The sequence below is a fragment of the Streptomyces sp. NPDC059895 genome (assembly GCF_042731035.1).
Classification (GTDB): Bacteria; Actinomycetota; Actinomycetes; order Streptomycetales; family Streptomycetaceae; genus Streptomyces.
Genome location: NZ_JBHWKO010000011.1, coordinates 181,124 through 195,761, shown reverse-complemented (window position 1 = coordinate 195,761; position 14,638 = coordinate 181,124). Strand labels below are relative to the sequence as shown.

Annotated in this window: 12 protein-coding genes; 4 read left to right on the top strand and 8 right to left on the bottom strand. The window is 72.4% G+C overall.

Translation table 11 applies throughout. The features are described 5' to 3' along the window. Positions 1 to 21: 21 nt before the first annotated feature. The 3 genes from ACFV9M_RS16035 to ACFV9M_RS16025 form a co-directional block, all read right to left on the bottom strand. Positions 22 to 858 carry an aldo/keto reductase gene (locus ACFV9M_RS16035; RefSeq protein WP_385069081.1) on the bottom strand — a complete coding sequence of 279 codons (837 nt, stop codon included), beginning with the start codon at positions 856 to 858 and terminating at the stop codon, positions 22 to 24. 130 nt (positions 859 to 988) lie between these two features. Continuing rightward, a complete protein-coding gene (locus ACFV9M_RS16030) occupies positions 989 to 2,809 on the bottom strand; it encodes an AMP-dependent synthetase/ligase (protein ID WP_385069083.1) in 1,821 nt (606 codons plus the stop codon). Between the two features lie 310 nt (positions 2,810 to 3,119). After that, the gene (locus ACFV9M_RS16025; protein WP_385069085.1) at positions 3,120 to 4,028 is read right to left on the bottom strand and encodes a LysR substrate-binding domain-containing protein; all 909 of its coding nucleotides are present in this window, start codon (positions 4,026 to 4,028) and stop codon (positions 3,120 to 3,122) included. Positions 4,029 to 4,199: 171 nt separating this feature from the next. On the opposite strand from ACFV9M_RS16025, the gene ACFV9M_RS16020 reads away from it, so the two are divergent. After that, entirely contained in the window at positions 4,200 to 5,258 is a 1,059-nt protein-coding gene (locus tag ACFV9M_RS16020; protein WP_385069121.1) for a bile acid:sodium symporter family protein, read from the top strand. A gap of 393 nt (positions 5,259 to 5,651) precedes the next feature. Next, the gene (locus tag ACFV9M_RS16015) at positions 5,652 to 6,179 is read left to right on the top strand and encodes an isochorismatase family protein (protein WP_385069086.1); all 528 of its coding nucleotides are present in this window, start codon (positions 5,652 to 5,654) and stop codon (positions 6,177 to 6,179) included. A gap of 113 nt (positions 6,180 to 6,292) precedes the next feature. Here the strand turns inward: ACFV9M_RS16015 and fdhD are convergent, their stop codons facing one another. From fdhD to ACFV9M_RS15990, 5 genes are read right to left on the bottom strand one after another with little or no spacing between them, the layout of a single operon-like run. Further along, positions 6,293 to 7,141, bottom strand: a complete 849-nt coding sequence (gene fdhD, locus ACFV9M_RS16010) for a formate dehydrogenase accessory sulfurtransferase FdhD (RefSeq protein ID WP_385069087.1) — start codon at positions 7,139 to 7,141, stop codon at positions 6,293 to 6,295. A 7-nt stretch (positions 7,142 to 7,148) separates the two neighbouring features. Beyond that, positions 7,149 to 8,009: a 2Fe-2S iron-sulfur cluster-binding protein gene (locus tag ACFV9M_RS16005; protein ID WP_385069089.1), complete on the bottom strand. Its 861-nt coding sequence runs from the start codon at positions 8,007 to 8,009 to the stop codon at positions 7,149 to 7,151. Continuing rightward, positions 8,006 to 9,823, bottom strand: coding sequence for an NADH-ubiquinone oxidoreductase-F iron-sulfur binding region domain-containing protein (locus ACFV9M_RS16000; RefSeq protein ID WP_385069090.1), 1,818 nt, complete (start codon positions 9,821 to 9,823; stop codon positions 8,006 to 8,008). The genes ACFV9M_RS16005 and ACFV9M_RS16000 overlap by 4 nt, the downstream gene beginning before the upstream one ends. A 4-nt stretch (positions 9,824 to 9,827) precedes the next feature. Further along, complete coding sequence (locus ACFV9M_RS15995) at positions 9,828 to 11,798, bottom strand: molybdopterin oxidoreductase family protein (RefSeq protein WP_385069092.1); 1,971 nt, start codon at positions 11,796 to 11,798, stop codon at positions 9,828 to 9,830. Between the two features lie 41 nt (positions 11,799 to 11,839). Further along, on the bottom strand, positions 11,840 to 12,811 hold the full coding sequence (locus ACFV9M_RS15990) for a 2-dehydropantoate 2-reductase (RefSeq protein ID WP_385069093.1): 972 nt from the start codon (positions 12,809 to 12,811) through the stop codon (positions 11,840 to 11,842). A 226-nt stretch (positions 12,812 to 13,037) separates the two neighbouring features. On the opposite strand from ACFV9M_RS15990, the gene ACFV9M_RS15985 reads away from it, so the two are divergent. After that, positions 13,038 to 14,384 carry an OFA family MFS transporter gene (locus ACFV9M_RS15985; RefSeq protein WP_385069095.1) on the top strand — a complete coding sequence of 449 codons (1,347 nt, stop codon included), beginning with the start codon at positions 13,038 to 13,040 and terminating at the stop codon, positions 14,382 to 14,384. Beyond that, positions 14,344 to 14,523, top strand: coding sequence for a hypothetical protein (locus ACFV9M_RS15980; protein WP_385069096.1), 180 nt, complete (start codon positions 14,344 to 14,346; stop codon positions 14,521 to 14,523). The genes ACFV9M_RS15985 and ACFV9M_RS15980 overlap by 41 nt, the downstream gene beginning before the upstream one ends. Positions 14,524 to 14,638 lie beyond the last annotated feature (115 nt).

The following is a 14,638-nucleotide window of genomic DNA, read 5'->3' as shown; positions in this document are numbered from 1 at the left end:
GACCGGTGGCGGCGAGTCCGCTCAGACCACGTCGAACTCGGCCGGGTCCGGGCCGATGCGCCGGTCCTCGTTCAGCGCGCTGATCGCCGCCAGGTCCTCGGTGTCCAGGCTGAAGTCGAAGACCTCGATGTTCTCCTTGATCCGGGACGGCGTCACGGACTTGGGGATCACGATGTTGCCGGTCTGGAGGTGCCAGCGCAGCACGACCTGGGCCGGGGTGCGGTCGTGCTTGCGCGCGATGGCGACGATCGCCGAGACCTCCAGCAGGCCCTTGCCCTGGCCGAGCGGCGACCAGGCCTCGGTGGCGATGCCCTGCTCGGCGTGGAACTCCCGCGAGGCGTGCTGTTGCAGGTGCGGGTGGAGCTCGATCTGGTTGACGGCCGGGATGACCGACGTCTCGCCGATCAGCCGCTCCAGGTGCTCGGGGAGGAAGTTGGAGACGCCGATGGCCCGGACGCGGCCGTCCGCGAGGAGCTTCTCGAACGCCTTGTAGGTGTCGACGTACGTGCCCCGGGCCGGCAGTGGCCAGTGGATCAGGTACAGGTCGACGTAGTCCAGGCCCAGCTTCTCCAGGGAGGTGTCGAACGCGCGCAGCGTCGCGTCGTAGCCCTGGTCGCTGTTCCAGAGCTTGGTGGTGACGAAGATGTCCTCGCGGGGCAGGCCGGAGGAGGTGATCGCCTTGCCGGTGCCCTCTTCGTTGCCGTAGATCGCCGCTGTGTCGATGCTGCGGTACCCGGCCTCCAGGGCGGTGGTGACCGCCTGCTCCGCCTCGTCGTCCGGCACCTGCCAGACGCCGAACCCCAGCTGGGGCATCTCGACGCCGTTGTTGAGGGTGATCGGGGGGACCTTGCTGCTCACGAGCTCTCGATCCTTCGGTTGTCCGTCAAATGTTCCTCCCATCGTCAACGATCACGAGGCGGGATGCATTCCTGACCCCCGAATTCGTCGCCGTGGCGCGTGTCGTCCCGTTACCCGCGCCCCCGTGGCCTCATGTGCGGTACAGGGCGTCGACCTCGGCGGCGTAGGTGTGCTCGATGGCCCGGCGCTTCAGCTTCAGGGACGGGGTGAGCAGGCCGTGCTCCTCGGTGAAGGGCTGCGCGAGGATGCGGAAGGTGCGGATCGACTCCGCCTGGGAGACCTGGGTGTTGGCGGCGACCACGGCGCGGCGCACCTCCGTCTCCAGGTCGCGGTCGCGCACCAGCTCGGCCGGCTTCATCCCGGGTTTGCGGTGCATCTGGAGCCAGTGCTCGACGGCCTCCTGGTCGAGGGTGACCAGGGCCGCGATGAACGGCCGGTCGTTGCCGACGACGATGCACTGGTTGACCAGCGGATGGTCGCGGACGCGTTCCTCCAGCAGCCCCGGTGAGACGCTCTTGCCGCCGGAGGTGACGAGGATCTCCTTCTTGCGGCCGGTAATGGTGAGGTAGCCGTCCTCGTCGAGGACGCCGAGGTCGCCGGTGGCCAGCCAGCCGTCCTGCAGCGTCTCGTCGGTGGCCTTGGGGTTGTTGAGGTAGCCCTGGAAGACGTTGTCGCCGCGCAGCCAGATCTCACCGTCGTCCGCGATGTGCACGGTCGTGCCGGGGATGGCCTGGCCGACGGTGCCGTAGCGGGTGCGGCCGGGCGGGTTCGCGGTCGCGGCCGCCGTGGACTCGGTCAGGCCGTAGCCCTCGTAGATCTGCACGCCCGCGCCGGCGAAGAACAGACCCATCCGGCGGTCCATGGCCGAGCCGCCCGACATGGCGTGCCGGACCCGGCCGCCCATCGCCGCGCGCACCTTGGAGTAGACGACCTTGTCGAAGAACTGGTGCTGCATCCGCAGCCCCGCCGACGGGCCGGGCCCGATGCCCCACGCCTTCGCCTCCACGGCCTCCGCGTAGTTCACCGCCACGTCCACGGCCTTCTCGAACGGGCCCGCCCTGCCCTCCCGCTCGGCCTTGCGGCGGGCCGCGTCGAACACCTTCTCGAAGATGTACGGCACGGCCAGGAAGAACGTCGGCCGGAACGCGGCCAGGTCGGGCAGCAGGGCGGCCGCGTGCAGCTGGTGGCCGAAGCGGACCTTGCCGCGGATCGCGGCGATCTGCACCATCCGACCGAAGACGTGCGCGAGCGGCAGGAACAGCAGGGTCGCCGCCTCGTCGCCCTTCTTGGAGTGGAACACCGGCTCCCAGCGCTCGATGACGGTGTCCGCCTCGAACATGAAGTTGCCGTGCGAGACGACACAGCCCTTGGGCCGGCCGGTCGTGCCGGAGGTGTAGATGACGGTGGCGACCGAGTCGGGGGTGACCGCCTCCCGGTGCCGGTGCACCACGTCGTCGTCGATGGCGGCGCCCGCGTCGTACAGCTCCTGCACGCAGCCGGAGTCCAGCTGCCACAGGCGCCGCAGGCCCGGCAGCCGGTCGATGACGGTGGCGATGGTCATCGCGTGGTCCTCGTGCTCGACGACCGCGGCCGTGACCTCCGCGTCGTACAGCATCCAGAAGCACTGTTCGGCCGAGGAGGTGGGGTAGACGGGGACGACCTGGGCGCCGATGGTCCACAGGGCGAAGTCGAAGAGGGTCCACTCGTAGCGGGTGCGGGACATGATCGCGACGCGGTCGCCGAACCGGACGCCCTGGGCGAGCAGGCCCTTGGCCAGGGCGAGGACCTCGTCGCGGAACTCCGCCGCGGTCACGTCCCGCCACGCGCCCCGCTCGTTCTTGCGGCCGAGCGCGATGTGGCGGGGGTCGTCCTGGGCGTGCCGGAAGACGACGTCGGCCAGTCCGCCCACCGGCGGTGCCGACGCCGACGCAGGAGTGGTGAACTCACGCAACCCGCACCCCGCTTCCCATGGCCGCACAGCGCCGTGAAAGCTACCCCACGCCCGGTCGGGGCGGGAGGGGGGCGGAAAGCGCGCGATGCTCTTGTCCGAGCTGGTCAGTACCGGAAAATGGGCTCACATGCGGAAGGGTCGGACAGAAAACTGACCGTTCAGTAAGTTCCGGGGCCGTAACCTCCACCGAATCTGCCCGAACCGGTCACCGGGCCCGACGCCCCTCCGGCAGGGCCCGCTCCACGCGTCGTCCACGCGGCACCCAGGCGTCGTCCCCTCACCTCGAACAGCGGAGGAACGCCCGATTCCGTCACGGCGGCCCGGACCGGACCGGTGGGGCGGTGCGCGGGCCCGGCCCCCGCCGGTGCAGCCGGTCGCCGCCCGCCAGGACCGCCGCCGCCAGGGCGTCCGCCGCGCCCTGCGCGGACGTCCGGCGCCGGCCGTGCACCAGGACGAAGTCCACCCGGCCGAGCTCCGGCAGCCCCGACCGGTCGGGAACCCTGACCAGACCGGGCGGGATCAGCCCCCGCGTGTGCGCCATCACCCCGAGGCCCGCCCGCGCCGCCGCGACCAGACCGTTGAGGCTGCCGCTCGTGCACGCGATCCGCCACGCCCGCCCCTGCCGCTCCAGCGCCTCCAGCGCGCGGGCCCGGGTGATGCCCGGCGGCGGGTACACGATGAGCGGCACCGGGCGGTCGGCGTCCAGCCGCAGCCGTTCCGCGCCGATCCACACCAGCTCGTCGGTCCAGACCAGCTCCCCGCGCGGGTCCTCGGGCAGCCGCTTGGCCAGCACCAGGTCCAGCTTCCCGGCCGCCAGCTGCTCGTGCAGCGTGCCGGACAGCTCCACCGTCAGCTCCAGATCGACCTCGGGATGGTCGTGCCGGAAGCCCTCGAGGATCTCCGGCAGCCGGGTCAGCACGAAGTCCTCGGAGGCGCCGAACCGCAGCCGGCCCCGCAGCCGCGTACCGGTGAAGAACGCCGTGGCCTGCTCGTGCACCTCCAGGATCCGGCGCGCGAAGCCGAGCATCGCCTCGCCGTCCTCCGTCAGCTCCACCGAGTGCGTGTCCCGTGTGAACAGCGTCCGGCCCGTCGCGTCCTCCAGCCGCCGTACGTGCTGACTGACCGTGGACTGGCGCAGCCCGAGCCGCCGGGCGGCCTGCGTGAAGCTCAGGGTCTGCGCGACGGCCAGGAAGGTGCGCAGGTGGGAGGGGTCGTACACGGCGACCACGGTACGCGCTCATCGCGGTGCGCGATAGCAGTGAGAGCGGTATGACGGATTCCCGATCACGGTGGCGAGGAGCACGATGGAGGGGGGCCCTCCGGGCCGTCGCACCGATGGCAGCGAACGAGCAAGTGGAGCACCGTGAAACGCCTGAGATGGCCGAGCTGGATGCCGATCGACCCGTACATCCTGCTGCTGCTCGGGACGGTGGGCCTCGCCGCGCTCTGGCCGGCCCGCGGCACCGGCGCCGATGTGGCCTCCGGCGCCTCCACGGCCGCCATCGCCTTCCTCTTCTTCCTCTACGGCGCCCGCCTGTCCACCCGGGAGGCGCTGGACGGGCTGAAGCACTGGCGGCTGCACGTCACCGTCCTCGCCTGCACCTTCGTGGTCTTCCCGCTGCTCGGGCTGGCCGCCCGCGGCCTCGTCCCGGTGTTCCTCACCGAGCCGCTCTACCAGGGGCTGCTCTTCCTCACCCTGGTCCCGTCGACCATCCAGTCGTCCATCGCCTTCACCTCGATCGCCCGCGGCAACGTGCCCGCCGCGATCTGCGCGGGCTCCTTCTCCTCCCTCGTCGGCATCGTCGTCACCCCGCTGCTCGCGGCCGCGCTGCTCGGCAGCAGCGCCGGCGGCTTCGCCGCGGACTCCGTCGCCGAGATCGTGCTGCAACTGCTCGTCCCGTTCGTCTCCGGACAACTGCTGCGGCGCTGGATCGGCGGGTTCGTCGCCCGGCACAAGAAGGTCCTCGGCTACGTCGACCGCGGTTCGATCCTCCTCGTCGTCTACACCGCGTTCAGCGAGGGCGTGGTCCAGGGCATCTGGCACCAGGTCCGTCCCGTCCGGCTCGCCGGACTGCTGGTCGTCGAGGCCGTCCTGCTCGCCGTCATGCTGGCGCTGACCTGGTACGGGGCCAAGGCACTGCGCTTCGGCCGGGAGGACCGCATCGCGATCCAGTTCGCCGGCTCAAAGAAGTCCCTGGCCTCCGGGCTGCCCATGGCGAGCGTGCTGTTCGGCGCGCATGCCTCCCTGGCGGTGCTGCCGCTGATGCTCTTCCACCAGATGCAGCTCATGGTCTGCGCGGTGATCGCCAAACGCCGCTCGCACGACCCGGACCCGGACCCGAACCCGGACCCGGACCCGAACCCGGACCCGGCCCCGGAGCCCGACTCCGCCCCGCCGACGGGCGCCGCGCCACGCACCGCGGTCGACGCGGGCCCCGGCCGCGGCTGAGGGGGCCCCGGCGGCCGTGCCGACCGGCGGGAGGACGCCGACCTGAGGGGCGCGGGGAACTGCGCGACCAGCCACCCACGACCCGCGCCCGCGAGGCCCGCGCCCCCACCGCGGCTGAGGGGGCCCGGGCGGCCGCCCGATCCCGGCGGCCGTGCCATCCGGCGGGAGGACGCCGACCTGAGGGGCGCGGGGAACTGCGCGACCAGCCACCCACGACCCGCGCCCGCGACGCGACCGGCAGGCACCCCCATGCGTGGCGAAAGATCAGGCACCCCTACGCGTGGCGAAAGATCAGGAACCCCCACGCGTGGCGAAAGATGGCGCGCGACCCGTTCACGGACCCGTCGGACGCGATTTCCCGTACGGACGGCTGACGACGGATAACGTTCCGTCATGACCGCACCCCTCACGCTCGACCCCACGCGCACCGCGCTCGTCCTCGTCGATCTGATGGACCGGATCGTCGCGCTGCCCCTGGAGCCCCGCAAGGGCACCGACGTGCTGGACGCCGCCGGAGAACTGGCGGACGCGTTCCGGGCGGCCGGCGCCCTCGTCGTCCTCGTCCGCGTCGAGCGCCCCGGCGTCGCCGACCAGCCGCCCGGCAGCGACCTGGTGCACGGGCTGCTGCGCGACGGCGACGTGGAGGTCGTCAAACGGACCGTCGGCGGCTTCCAGGGCACGGGCCTGGACGACCGGCTGCGCCGGCACGGCGTCACCACCCTGGTGTTCGGCGGCATCGCCACCAACCTCGGCGTCGAGTCCACGGCCCGCGCCGCCGCCGACCTCGGCTACGGCCTGGTCTTCGTCGAGGACGCGATGGCCGCGCTCACCGGCGCCGAGCACGAGGCGTCGGTACGGCTGGACTTCCCCCGGCTGGGCACGGTCGTGCGGGCCGGCGAGGTGCGGTTCACCGCGCGCTGAGGGCGCCGCCGACCGGCCCGGCGGGGGCCGGAGGCCGAGACGGGGCCCCTGCGCGGCGCAGGGGGCGCTCCCCGCCGGTCGGGGCCCCGCCGCCGTGCCGCGGGCAGCCCGCCTCAGCCCCGGGCGGCCGCGGTCCGCAGGGCGATGCGGTCCTCACCCGCGTACACGTTCATGGAACTGCCCCGCAGGAAACCCACCAGCGTCAGCCCGGTCTCCGCGGCCAGGTCCACCGCCAGCGAGGAGGGTGCCGAGACCGCCGCCAGCACCGGGATGCCCGCCATCACCGCCTTCTGCGCCAGCTCGAAGGAGGCCCGCCCCGACACCAGCAGGATCGTCCGGGACAGCGGCAGTTCCCCGTTCCGCAGGGCGCGCCCGACCAGCTTGTCGACCGCGTTGTGCCGGCCGACGTCCTCCCGGACGTCCAGCACCTCGCCGTCCTCGGAGAACAGGGCCGCCGCGTGCAGCCCCCCGGTCCGGTCGAAGACCCGCTGGGCCGCGCGCAGCCGGTCGGGGAGCTCCGCCAGCAGCTCCGGCGTGACCCGGACCGGGGGAGTGTCGGCGATGGGCCAGTGCGCCGTCGTACGGACCGCGTCGAGGCTCGCCTTGCCGCACAGGCCGCAGGAGGACGTGGTGTAGACGTTCCGTTCGAGGGTGATGTCGGGGAGCGTGACGCCGGGGGCGGTCCGTACGTCGACGACGTTGTAGGTGTTCGACCCGTCGGCCCTCGCCCCCGCGCAGTAGACGATGTTCAGCAGGTCGTCCGCGGAGGCCAGGACGCCCTCGCTGACCAGGAATCCGGCGGCGAGGGCGAAGTCGTCACCGGGGGTGCGCATGGTGATGGCGAGCGGTTTGCCGTTGAGCCGGATCTCCAGCGGTTCCTCGGCGACGAGTGTGTCCGGCCGGCTGGAGACCGCCCCGTCGCGTATGCGCAGCACCTTGCGTCGTTCGGTGACTCGTCCCATGTCGTGATCAGCCCCGGTTCTGTACGTGCTGGTAGCCGAAGCGGCCCTTGATGCAGAGGTTGCCGTGGGTCACCGGGTTGTCGTGCGGTGAGGTGACCTTCACGATCTCATTGTCCTGCACGTGGAGCGTGAGGTTGCAGCCCACTCCGCAGTAGGCGCACACGGTCGTCGTCCTGGTCTGTGCCGATTCATCCCAAGTACCCGCCGCCCGTCGGTCGAACTCCGACTTGAACGACAGCGCCCCCGTCGGGCACACCTCGACGCAGTTCCCGCAGTAGACACACGCCGAGTCGGTCAGCGGCGCGTCGTGCTCGACGGCGATCCGGGCGTCGAAACCGCGCCCCGCGACGGAGATCGCGAAGGTGTTCTGCCACTGGTCACCGCAGGCGTCGACGCACTTGTAGCAGAGGACGCACTTGTCGTAGTCGCGGACGTAGAGGTCGTTGTCGACCCGGGGCTCCTCGTTCAGCCGGGCCGCGTCCGGACCTAAGCGGTCCGGCTTCGCCTCGTACTCCTTCACCCATTCCGCAACCATTGGTGTCGTGGACAGATCGACCGACGAGGCGAGGAGTTCGAGGACGATCCTGCGGCTGTGCCGGACGCGTTCGGTGCCGGTGCGGACCTCCATGCCGGGCTCCGCCCGGCGGGAGCACGCCGGGACCAGGGTGCGCGAGCCCTCCACCTCCACGACGCAGAGGCGGCAGGCGTTCTTCGGCGTGAGCGTGTCCCCGTGGCAGAGGGTCGGCACGTCCTTCCCGGCCGCCCGGCACGCGTCGAGGAGCGTGGCGCCCTCGGGCGCGCGCACCGGCTCGCCGTCGAGGGTGAACTCCAGCAGCCGGCGCGGGATCCCCAGCGGTGTCACGGTCATTCGTACGCCCCCAAGCGGTCGATGGCGGATTCCACGGCGTTCCACGCGGTCTGGCCCAGACCGCAGATCGAGGCGTCCCGCATCGCCCGGCCGACCTCCCGCAGCAGGGCGATGTCGTCGGCTGCGGCCGCGCCCGTGCGCTCCACGATCCGGTGCAGCGCCTCCTCCTGGCGGACGGTCCCCACCCGGCACGGCACGCACTGCCCGCACGACTCGTCCCGGAAGAACTCCGCGATGCGCAGCAGCAGCCGGGGCAGTGGGACGGTGTCGTCGAAGGCCATCACCACCCCCGAGCCGAGCGTCGTGCCCGCCTCCCGCGTGCCCTCGAAGGTGAGCGGGACGTCCGTCTCGTCGGGCCGTACGAAGCCGCCGGCCGCCCCACCGAGCAGTACCGCCCGCAGCCCGTCGCGCACACCGGCCCGCGCCAGCAGCTCGCCCAGCGTCGCGCCGAACGGCAGCTCGTACACGCCCGGCCGCCGCACGCTGCCCGACACGCAGAACAGCTTGGGGCCGGTGGACCGCCCCGTGCCGACCGCCGCGTACGCCGGCGCGCCCATGGTCAGCACCGGCAGGACGTTGACCAGCGTCTCCACGTTGTTGGCCACCGTCGGCTTGCCGAACAGGCCCTTCTCCACCGGGAACGGCGGCTTGGAGCGCGGCTCGCCCCGCCGGCCCTCGATCGAGTTGAACAGGGCCGTCTCCTCGCCGCAGACGTAGGCGCCCGCGCCGCGGCGGATCTCGATGTCGAAGGCGTAGCCCTGGCCGAGGACGTCGTCGCCGAGCAGCCCCCGCTCCCGCGCCCGGTCCACGGCGTGCCCCATGCGCTCGATCGCCCGCGGGTACTCGCCGCGCACGTACAGGTAGCCCCGGTGCGCGCCGACCGCGTACCCGGCGATCGTCATCGCCTCGACGAGCGCGTACGGGTCGCCCTCCATCAGCACCCGGTCCTTGAAGGTGCCCGGCTCGGACTCGTCGGCGTTGCACACCACGTAGTGCGGGTGGTCCGGCTGGGACGCGGTGGCCTGCCACTTGCGGCCGGTGGGGAAGGCCGCGCCCCCGCGCCCCACCAGCCCCGAGTCGGTGACCTCCCGGATGACGCCGGCGGGACCGAGCGCGAAGGCGCGGCGCAGCGCCGCGTACCCGCCGTGGGCGCGGTAGTCGTCCAGGGAGGTGGGGTCCACCACGCCGACGCGGCGCAGCAGCACCAGCCCCTCCTCGCCGGCCTGCGGGACCGCCGCCCGCGCGGGCGGCTCCCCGGGCGCGGAGTCCGGCGCGGTCGCGGCGCGCACGGCCTCCCGCACGGTCGCCGGTGCCGACACCGCCGTACGCGCCGGGTCGCCCGCCCTGATCGCGAGGGCGGCCGGGGCGCGTTCGCACAGGCCGAGGCAGGGGCTGCGCTCGACGTGGACGCCCGGGCCGAGGGCGGACTCCGCGCCGGCGCACAGCTCGCCGGCGCCGGCGGCGGTGCAGGCGAGGTCCGTGCACACGTGCAGGACCGTCGCGGGGCGGGGCCGGACGGAGAACATCGCGTAGAAGGTGGCGACGCCGTACGCCTCCGCGGGCGGCACGGTCAGGCGGCGGCAGAGGTAGGCGAGGGCGCCCTCGCTGATCCAGCCGACCCGGTCGTTGACCGCGTGCAGCCCCGGCAGCAGCAGGTCGCGGCGGTCGCGGGCCTGCCGTCCGCCGCGCGCCCACCGCAGGTCCGCGTCGGACCGGTCCGCGCCCTCCCACGACGACTCGGGAGGGCCCAGCAGGGCGTCGACGGCCGCCCGTTCGTCGTCCGTCGGCTTGCTGTCGCCGAAGTGCAGGTCCACGCCGTCACCTCACACCGTTCGGGGCCGGGAGCTTCTCGATCCGGATCGCCGACGCCTTGAACTCCGCCGTCCCCGCGATGGGACAGTTCGCCTCGATCGTCAGCCGGTTGGTGTCCACCTCGTCGGGAAAGTGCATGGTCATGAAGGCCAGCCCGGGCCGCAGCGCGGTGTCGATCCACACCGGCGCCACCACGGATCCGCGCCGGGACGTCACCCGCACCCGTTCCCCGACCACGACGCCGAAGCGCTCCGCGTCCTCCGGGCACAGCTCCACGTACTCGCCGCGCCGCAGCGGGGAGGCGTAACCCCCGCTCTGCACCCCGGTGTTGTAGGAGTCCAGCCGCCTGCCCGTGGTGAGCCGGACCGGGTACTCCTCGTCCGTCAGGTCGACCGGCGGATCGTGCCGCACGATCCCGAACGGCGCCCGCGGGCCGCGCCGCGCGGGCTCGGCCTCCCACAACCGGCCGTGCAGGAAGGTCGGTTCGAGCCGCTCGGTGCTCGGGCACGGCCACTGGATGCCCTGGTGTTCCTCCAGCCGCTCGTACGTCATGCCGTAGTGGTCCGGCGAGAGCGACCGCAGCTCGTTCCAGACGGTCTCGGAGTCGGCGTACTTCCAGTCGTGGCCGAGCCGGGCCGCCAGGTCGCAGAGGATGTCGATGTCCTCGCGGGCCTCACCGGGAGGCGTCACCGCGCGGCGCACGCGCTGGACCCGCCGTTCGCTGTTGGTGGTGGTGCCCTCGGTCTCCGCCCAGCCCGCGGTGGCGGGCAGCACGACGTCCGCCAGCTCGGCCGTCTTCGTCAGGAAGATGTCCTGCACGACGAGGAAGTCGAGGGCCTTCAGACGGCGTACGGCCTGCTCGCTGTCGGCCTCGGACTGCGCCGGGTTCTCGCCGATGCAGTAGACGGCCCTCAGCGAGCCCTCCTCCATCGCCTCGAACATCTCCGTCAGGTTCATTCCGTGGTGCGGCTCGATGACGGTGTCCCAGGCCGTCTCGAACCTCAGCCGGGCGGCGGGGTCGAGGATGTCCTGGAAGCCGGGCAGGCGGTTGGGGATGGCGCCCATGTCACCGCCGCCCTGCACGTTGTTCTGGCCGCGCAGCGGCTGCAGTCCCGAGCCGAGGCGCCCCACGTGCCCGGTGAGCAGGGAGAGGTTGATCAGCGCGCGGACGTTGTCGGTGCCGTTGTGGTGCTCGGTGATGCCGAGGGTCCAGCACAGCTGGGCCCGCTCGGCGCGGGCGTAGGCGTGCGCCAGCTCCCGGATCGCGGCGGCCGGGACGCCCGTCACCTTCTGGGCGAGGGAGAGCGTCCACGGCTCGACCAGCGCCCGGTACTCCTCGAAGCCGCTGGTCGCCCGCTCGATGAAGGTCCGGTTCGCCAGACCGGCGTGGATGATCTCGCGGCCGATCGCGTGGGCCATCGGGATGTCGGTCCCGACGTCGAGCCCGAGCCAGCTCTCCGCCCACTCGGCGGTGGACGTCCGCCGCGGGTCGACCGCGTACATCCGGGCGCCGTTGCGGATGCCCCTCAGCACGTGCTGGAAGAAGATCGGATGCGCGAACCGGGCGTTGGAGCCCCACATCACGATGACGTCCGTGTGCTCGATCTCCGCGTACGACGACGTCCCCCCGCCGGAGCCGAACGCGGCCGACAGACCGGCGACGCTCGGCGCGTGACACGTCCGGTTGCAGGAGTCGACGTTGTTGGTGCCCATGACGACCCGGGCGAACTTCTGCGCCACGTAGTTCATCTCGTTGGTGGCGCGGGCGCAGGAGAACATGCCGAACGCGCCGCGCGCGGCGGCCAGGCCGCGGGCCGCCCGGTCCAGCGCCTCCTCCCAGCTCGCCTGTCGGAACGGCTCGTCGCGGGAGTCGCGGACGAGCGGGTGGGTGAGCCGGGCGTAGGTCCGGGGAGCCCGGTCGCGTTGCGCCGTGGTCCTCGTGTCCCTCGTGTTCGTTGTGTTCCTCGTGGTGCTCATGATGCTTGTTGTGCTTGTGGTGCTCGTGTTCCTCGTGCTCTTCATGCGGCGCTCCTCAGCGCGAGCAGGTCCGAGATGGCGTGCACGGTGCGCAGGGTGGGCACCTCCACGCCGGTGATCTCCGCCAACTCGACGACCGCCGCGAGGAGGACGTCCAGTTCGAGCGGTTTGCCGCGCTCCAGGTCCTGGAGCGTGGAGGTGCGGTGGTCGCCGACGCGCTCCGCGCCCGCGAGCCGGCGCTCGATGGAGACGCCCACCTCGCAGCCGAGGGCCTCGGCGACGGCGAGCGTCTCGCGCATCATCGTCTCGATGACCCGGCGGGTGCCGCCGTGCAGGCACATCTGCCGCATGGTCGCGCGGGCGAGGGCGCTGATCGGGTTGAAGGAGATGTTGCCGAGCAGTTTGAGCCAGATGTCGTTGCGCAGGTCGGGCTCCACCGGGCACTTCAGCCCGCCCGCCGTCATGGCCCCGCTGAACGCCAGGCAGCGCGCCGAGACGCTGCGGTCGGGCTCGCCGACCGAGAAGCGGGTTCCCTCCAAGTGCCGTACGACGCCGGGGGCTTCGAGTTCGGTGGCGGCGTAGACCACGCAGCCGACGGCCCGTTCGGGCGCGAGCACCGCACTGACCGCGCCGCCCGGGTCCACGCTCTCGACGCGGTGCCCGTCGTGGGGGCCGCCGTGCCGGTGGAAGTACCACCAGGGGATGCCGTTCTGGGCGGCGACCACCGCGGTGGTGCCGTGCAGCAGGGGCCCGATCAGCGGCCCGCACGCCGCGTACGCGTGGGCCTTGAGGCCCAGGAAGACGAAGTCGGCCGGGCCGATCTCGGCCGGGTCGTCGGTGGCGTGGGCGCGGGCGGTGAAGTCGCCCCGCTCGCTGAGCACCCGCACCCCGTGCCGCCTCATGGCCGCGAGATGCGGTCCACGGGCGACGAGGTGCACGTCGGCGCCGGCGCGATGGAGCGCGGCACCGACGTAGGCGCCGATCGCACCGGCGCCGAGGACTGCGACTTTCATGACGGTGGAGCTCCGTTCGGTCGAGGGTACCGAGGAACTGCCGAACGCTGTCGACTGAATATTGTCTACAGTATGGCGATAGGGGCGGCAAGGGTCGGCGCAGCACCTGGGGAAAGCCTGGAAACCGGCCGGTCCGACCGTTCGGCGCACCCCGGGTACCGCTCACCGCACCCGCCCGACGCGCCTCCTTCTCAACTGCCGGAATCCTTCCTACCGTTCCGGACTCATGAGTCCCCCCGTCGCACCGCCCGGCTGGAGCCGCTGGCTCGTCCCCCCGGCCGCGCTCTCGGTCCACCTCTCCATCGGGCAGGCCTACGCCTGGTCCGTCTTCAAGCCGCCGCTGGAGTCCGCGCTCGGCCTCACCGGCACCCAGAGCGCGCTGCCCTTCCAGCTCGCCATCGTCATGCTCGGCCTGTCCGCCGCGTTCGGCGGCACCCTCGTCGAACGCAACGGCCCGCGCTGGGCGATGACCGTCGCCCTGGTCTGCTTCTCCTCCGGCTTCCTGGTCTCCGCGCTCGGCGCCGCCACCGAGCGGTACTGGCTGATCGTCCTCGGCTACGGCTTCGTCGGCGGCATCGGCCTGGGCATCGGCTACATCTCGCCCGTCTCCACCCTGATCAAGTGGTTCCCGGACCGGCCCGGCATGGCCACCGGCATCGCCATCATGGGCTTCGGCGGCGGCGCGCTCATCGCCTCGCCCTGGTCGGCGCGGATGCTGGAGTCGTTCGGCGCCGACCCTTCCGGGATCGCGCTCGCCTTCCTCGTCCACGGGCTGGCGTACGCGGTCTTCATGACCCTGGGCGTGCTGCTGGTGCGCGTCCCGCGGGCCGCGGAGCCGGCCGCCGGCGCCGGACCGGGGGCCCCGCGAGGCGTGCAGGTCTCGGCCCGCAGCGCCGTGCGCACCCCCCAGTTCTGGTGCCTGTGGGTCGTGCTCTGCATGAACGTGACCGCCGGCATCGGCATCCTGGAGAAGGCCGCCCCGATGATCACGGACTTCTTCGCCGACACCTCCACCCCCGTCTCCGTGACGGCCGCGGCCGGCTTCGTCGCCCTGCTGTCGGCGGCCAACATGGCGGGCCGTATCGGCTGGTCGTCCAGCTCCGACCTGATCGGACGCAAGAACGTCTACCGCGTGTACCTCGGCGTCGGCGCCCTGACGTACGCCCTGATCGCCCTGTTCGGGGACTCCTCCAAGCCCCTGTTCGTCCTGTGCGCGCTGGTGATCCTCTCCTTCTACGGCGGCGGCTTCGCGACGATCCCCGCCTACCTCAAGGACCTGTTCGGCACCTACCAGGTCGGCGCGATCCACGGGCGGCTGCTCACCGCATGGTCCACGGCGGGCGTCCTCGGCCCGCTGATCGTGAACTGGATCGCCGACCGGCAGGAGGAGGCCGGCCGGCACGGCGCGTCCCTCTACACCCTGTCCCTGTTCATCATGATCGGGCTGCTCGCCGTCGGCTTCGTCGCCAACGAACTCGTCCGGCCCGTCCACGCCCGCCACCACCACGTCCCCGCCCCGAGAGAGGCCGCCGATGCCGCCCGAGCCCAGCCCCAGCAGCCCGAGTCCGCCTGACCTCCCCGGCTCCGGACCCCGCCCGGGCGCAGGGACCCCCCTGCCCCTCGTCGCCTTCGTGTGGCTGTGGGTGGGGGCGCCCCTCGTTTACGGCCTCTACGAGCTCGTACGCAAGGCGACGCAGCTGTTCACCGGGTAGGCGGTCGGGGAGGCGGCCATTTATCGCCCGTTCGGGGGATGGACTGGGCGGGTGTCCGACGGTTAGAGGGAAGCCGACAACCCGGACGCCCGTTTCCTGTCGCTTCACGCGCCCT

Excerpts from the sequence above, each read along its gene's own strand:
- ACFV9M_RS16020 (WP_385069121.1), top strand. The coding sequence starts at position 4,200 with ATGCCGATCGACCCGTACATCCTGCTGCTGCTCGGGACGGTGGGCCTC.
- ACFV9M_RS15980 (WP_385069096.1), top strand. The coding sequence starts at position 14,344 with ATGCCGCCCGAGCCCAGCCCCAGCAGCCCGAGTCCGCCTGACCTCCCC.
- ACFV9M_RS15990 (WP_385069093.1), bottom strand. The coding sequence starts at position 12,811 with ATGAAAGTCGCAGTCCTCGGCGCCGGTGCGATCGGCGCCTACGTCGGT.
- ACFV9M_RS15985 (WP_385069095.1), top strand. The coding sequence starts at position 13,038 with ATGAGTCCCCCCGTCGCACCGCCCGGCTGGAGCCGCTGGCTCGTCCCC.
- ACFV9M_RS16005 (WP_385069089.1), bottom strand. The coding sequence starts at position 8,009 with ATGACCGTGACACCGCTGGGGATCCCGCGCCGGCTGCTGGAGTTCACC.
- ACFV9M_RS15995 (WP_385069092.1), bottom strand. The coding sequence starts at position 11,798 with ATGAGCACCACGAGGAACACAACGAACACGAGGGACACGAGGACCACG.
- fdhD (WP_385069087.1), bottom strand. The coding sequence starts at position 7,141 with ATGGGACGAGTCACCGAACGACGCAAGGTGCTGCGCATACGCGACGGG.
- ACFV9M_RS16015 (WP_385069086.1), top strand. The coding sequence starts at position 5,652 with ATGACCGCACCCCTCACGCTCGACCCCACGCGCACCGCGCTCGTCCTC.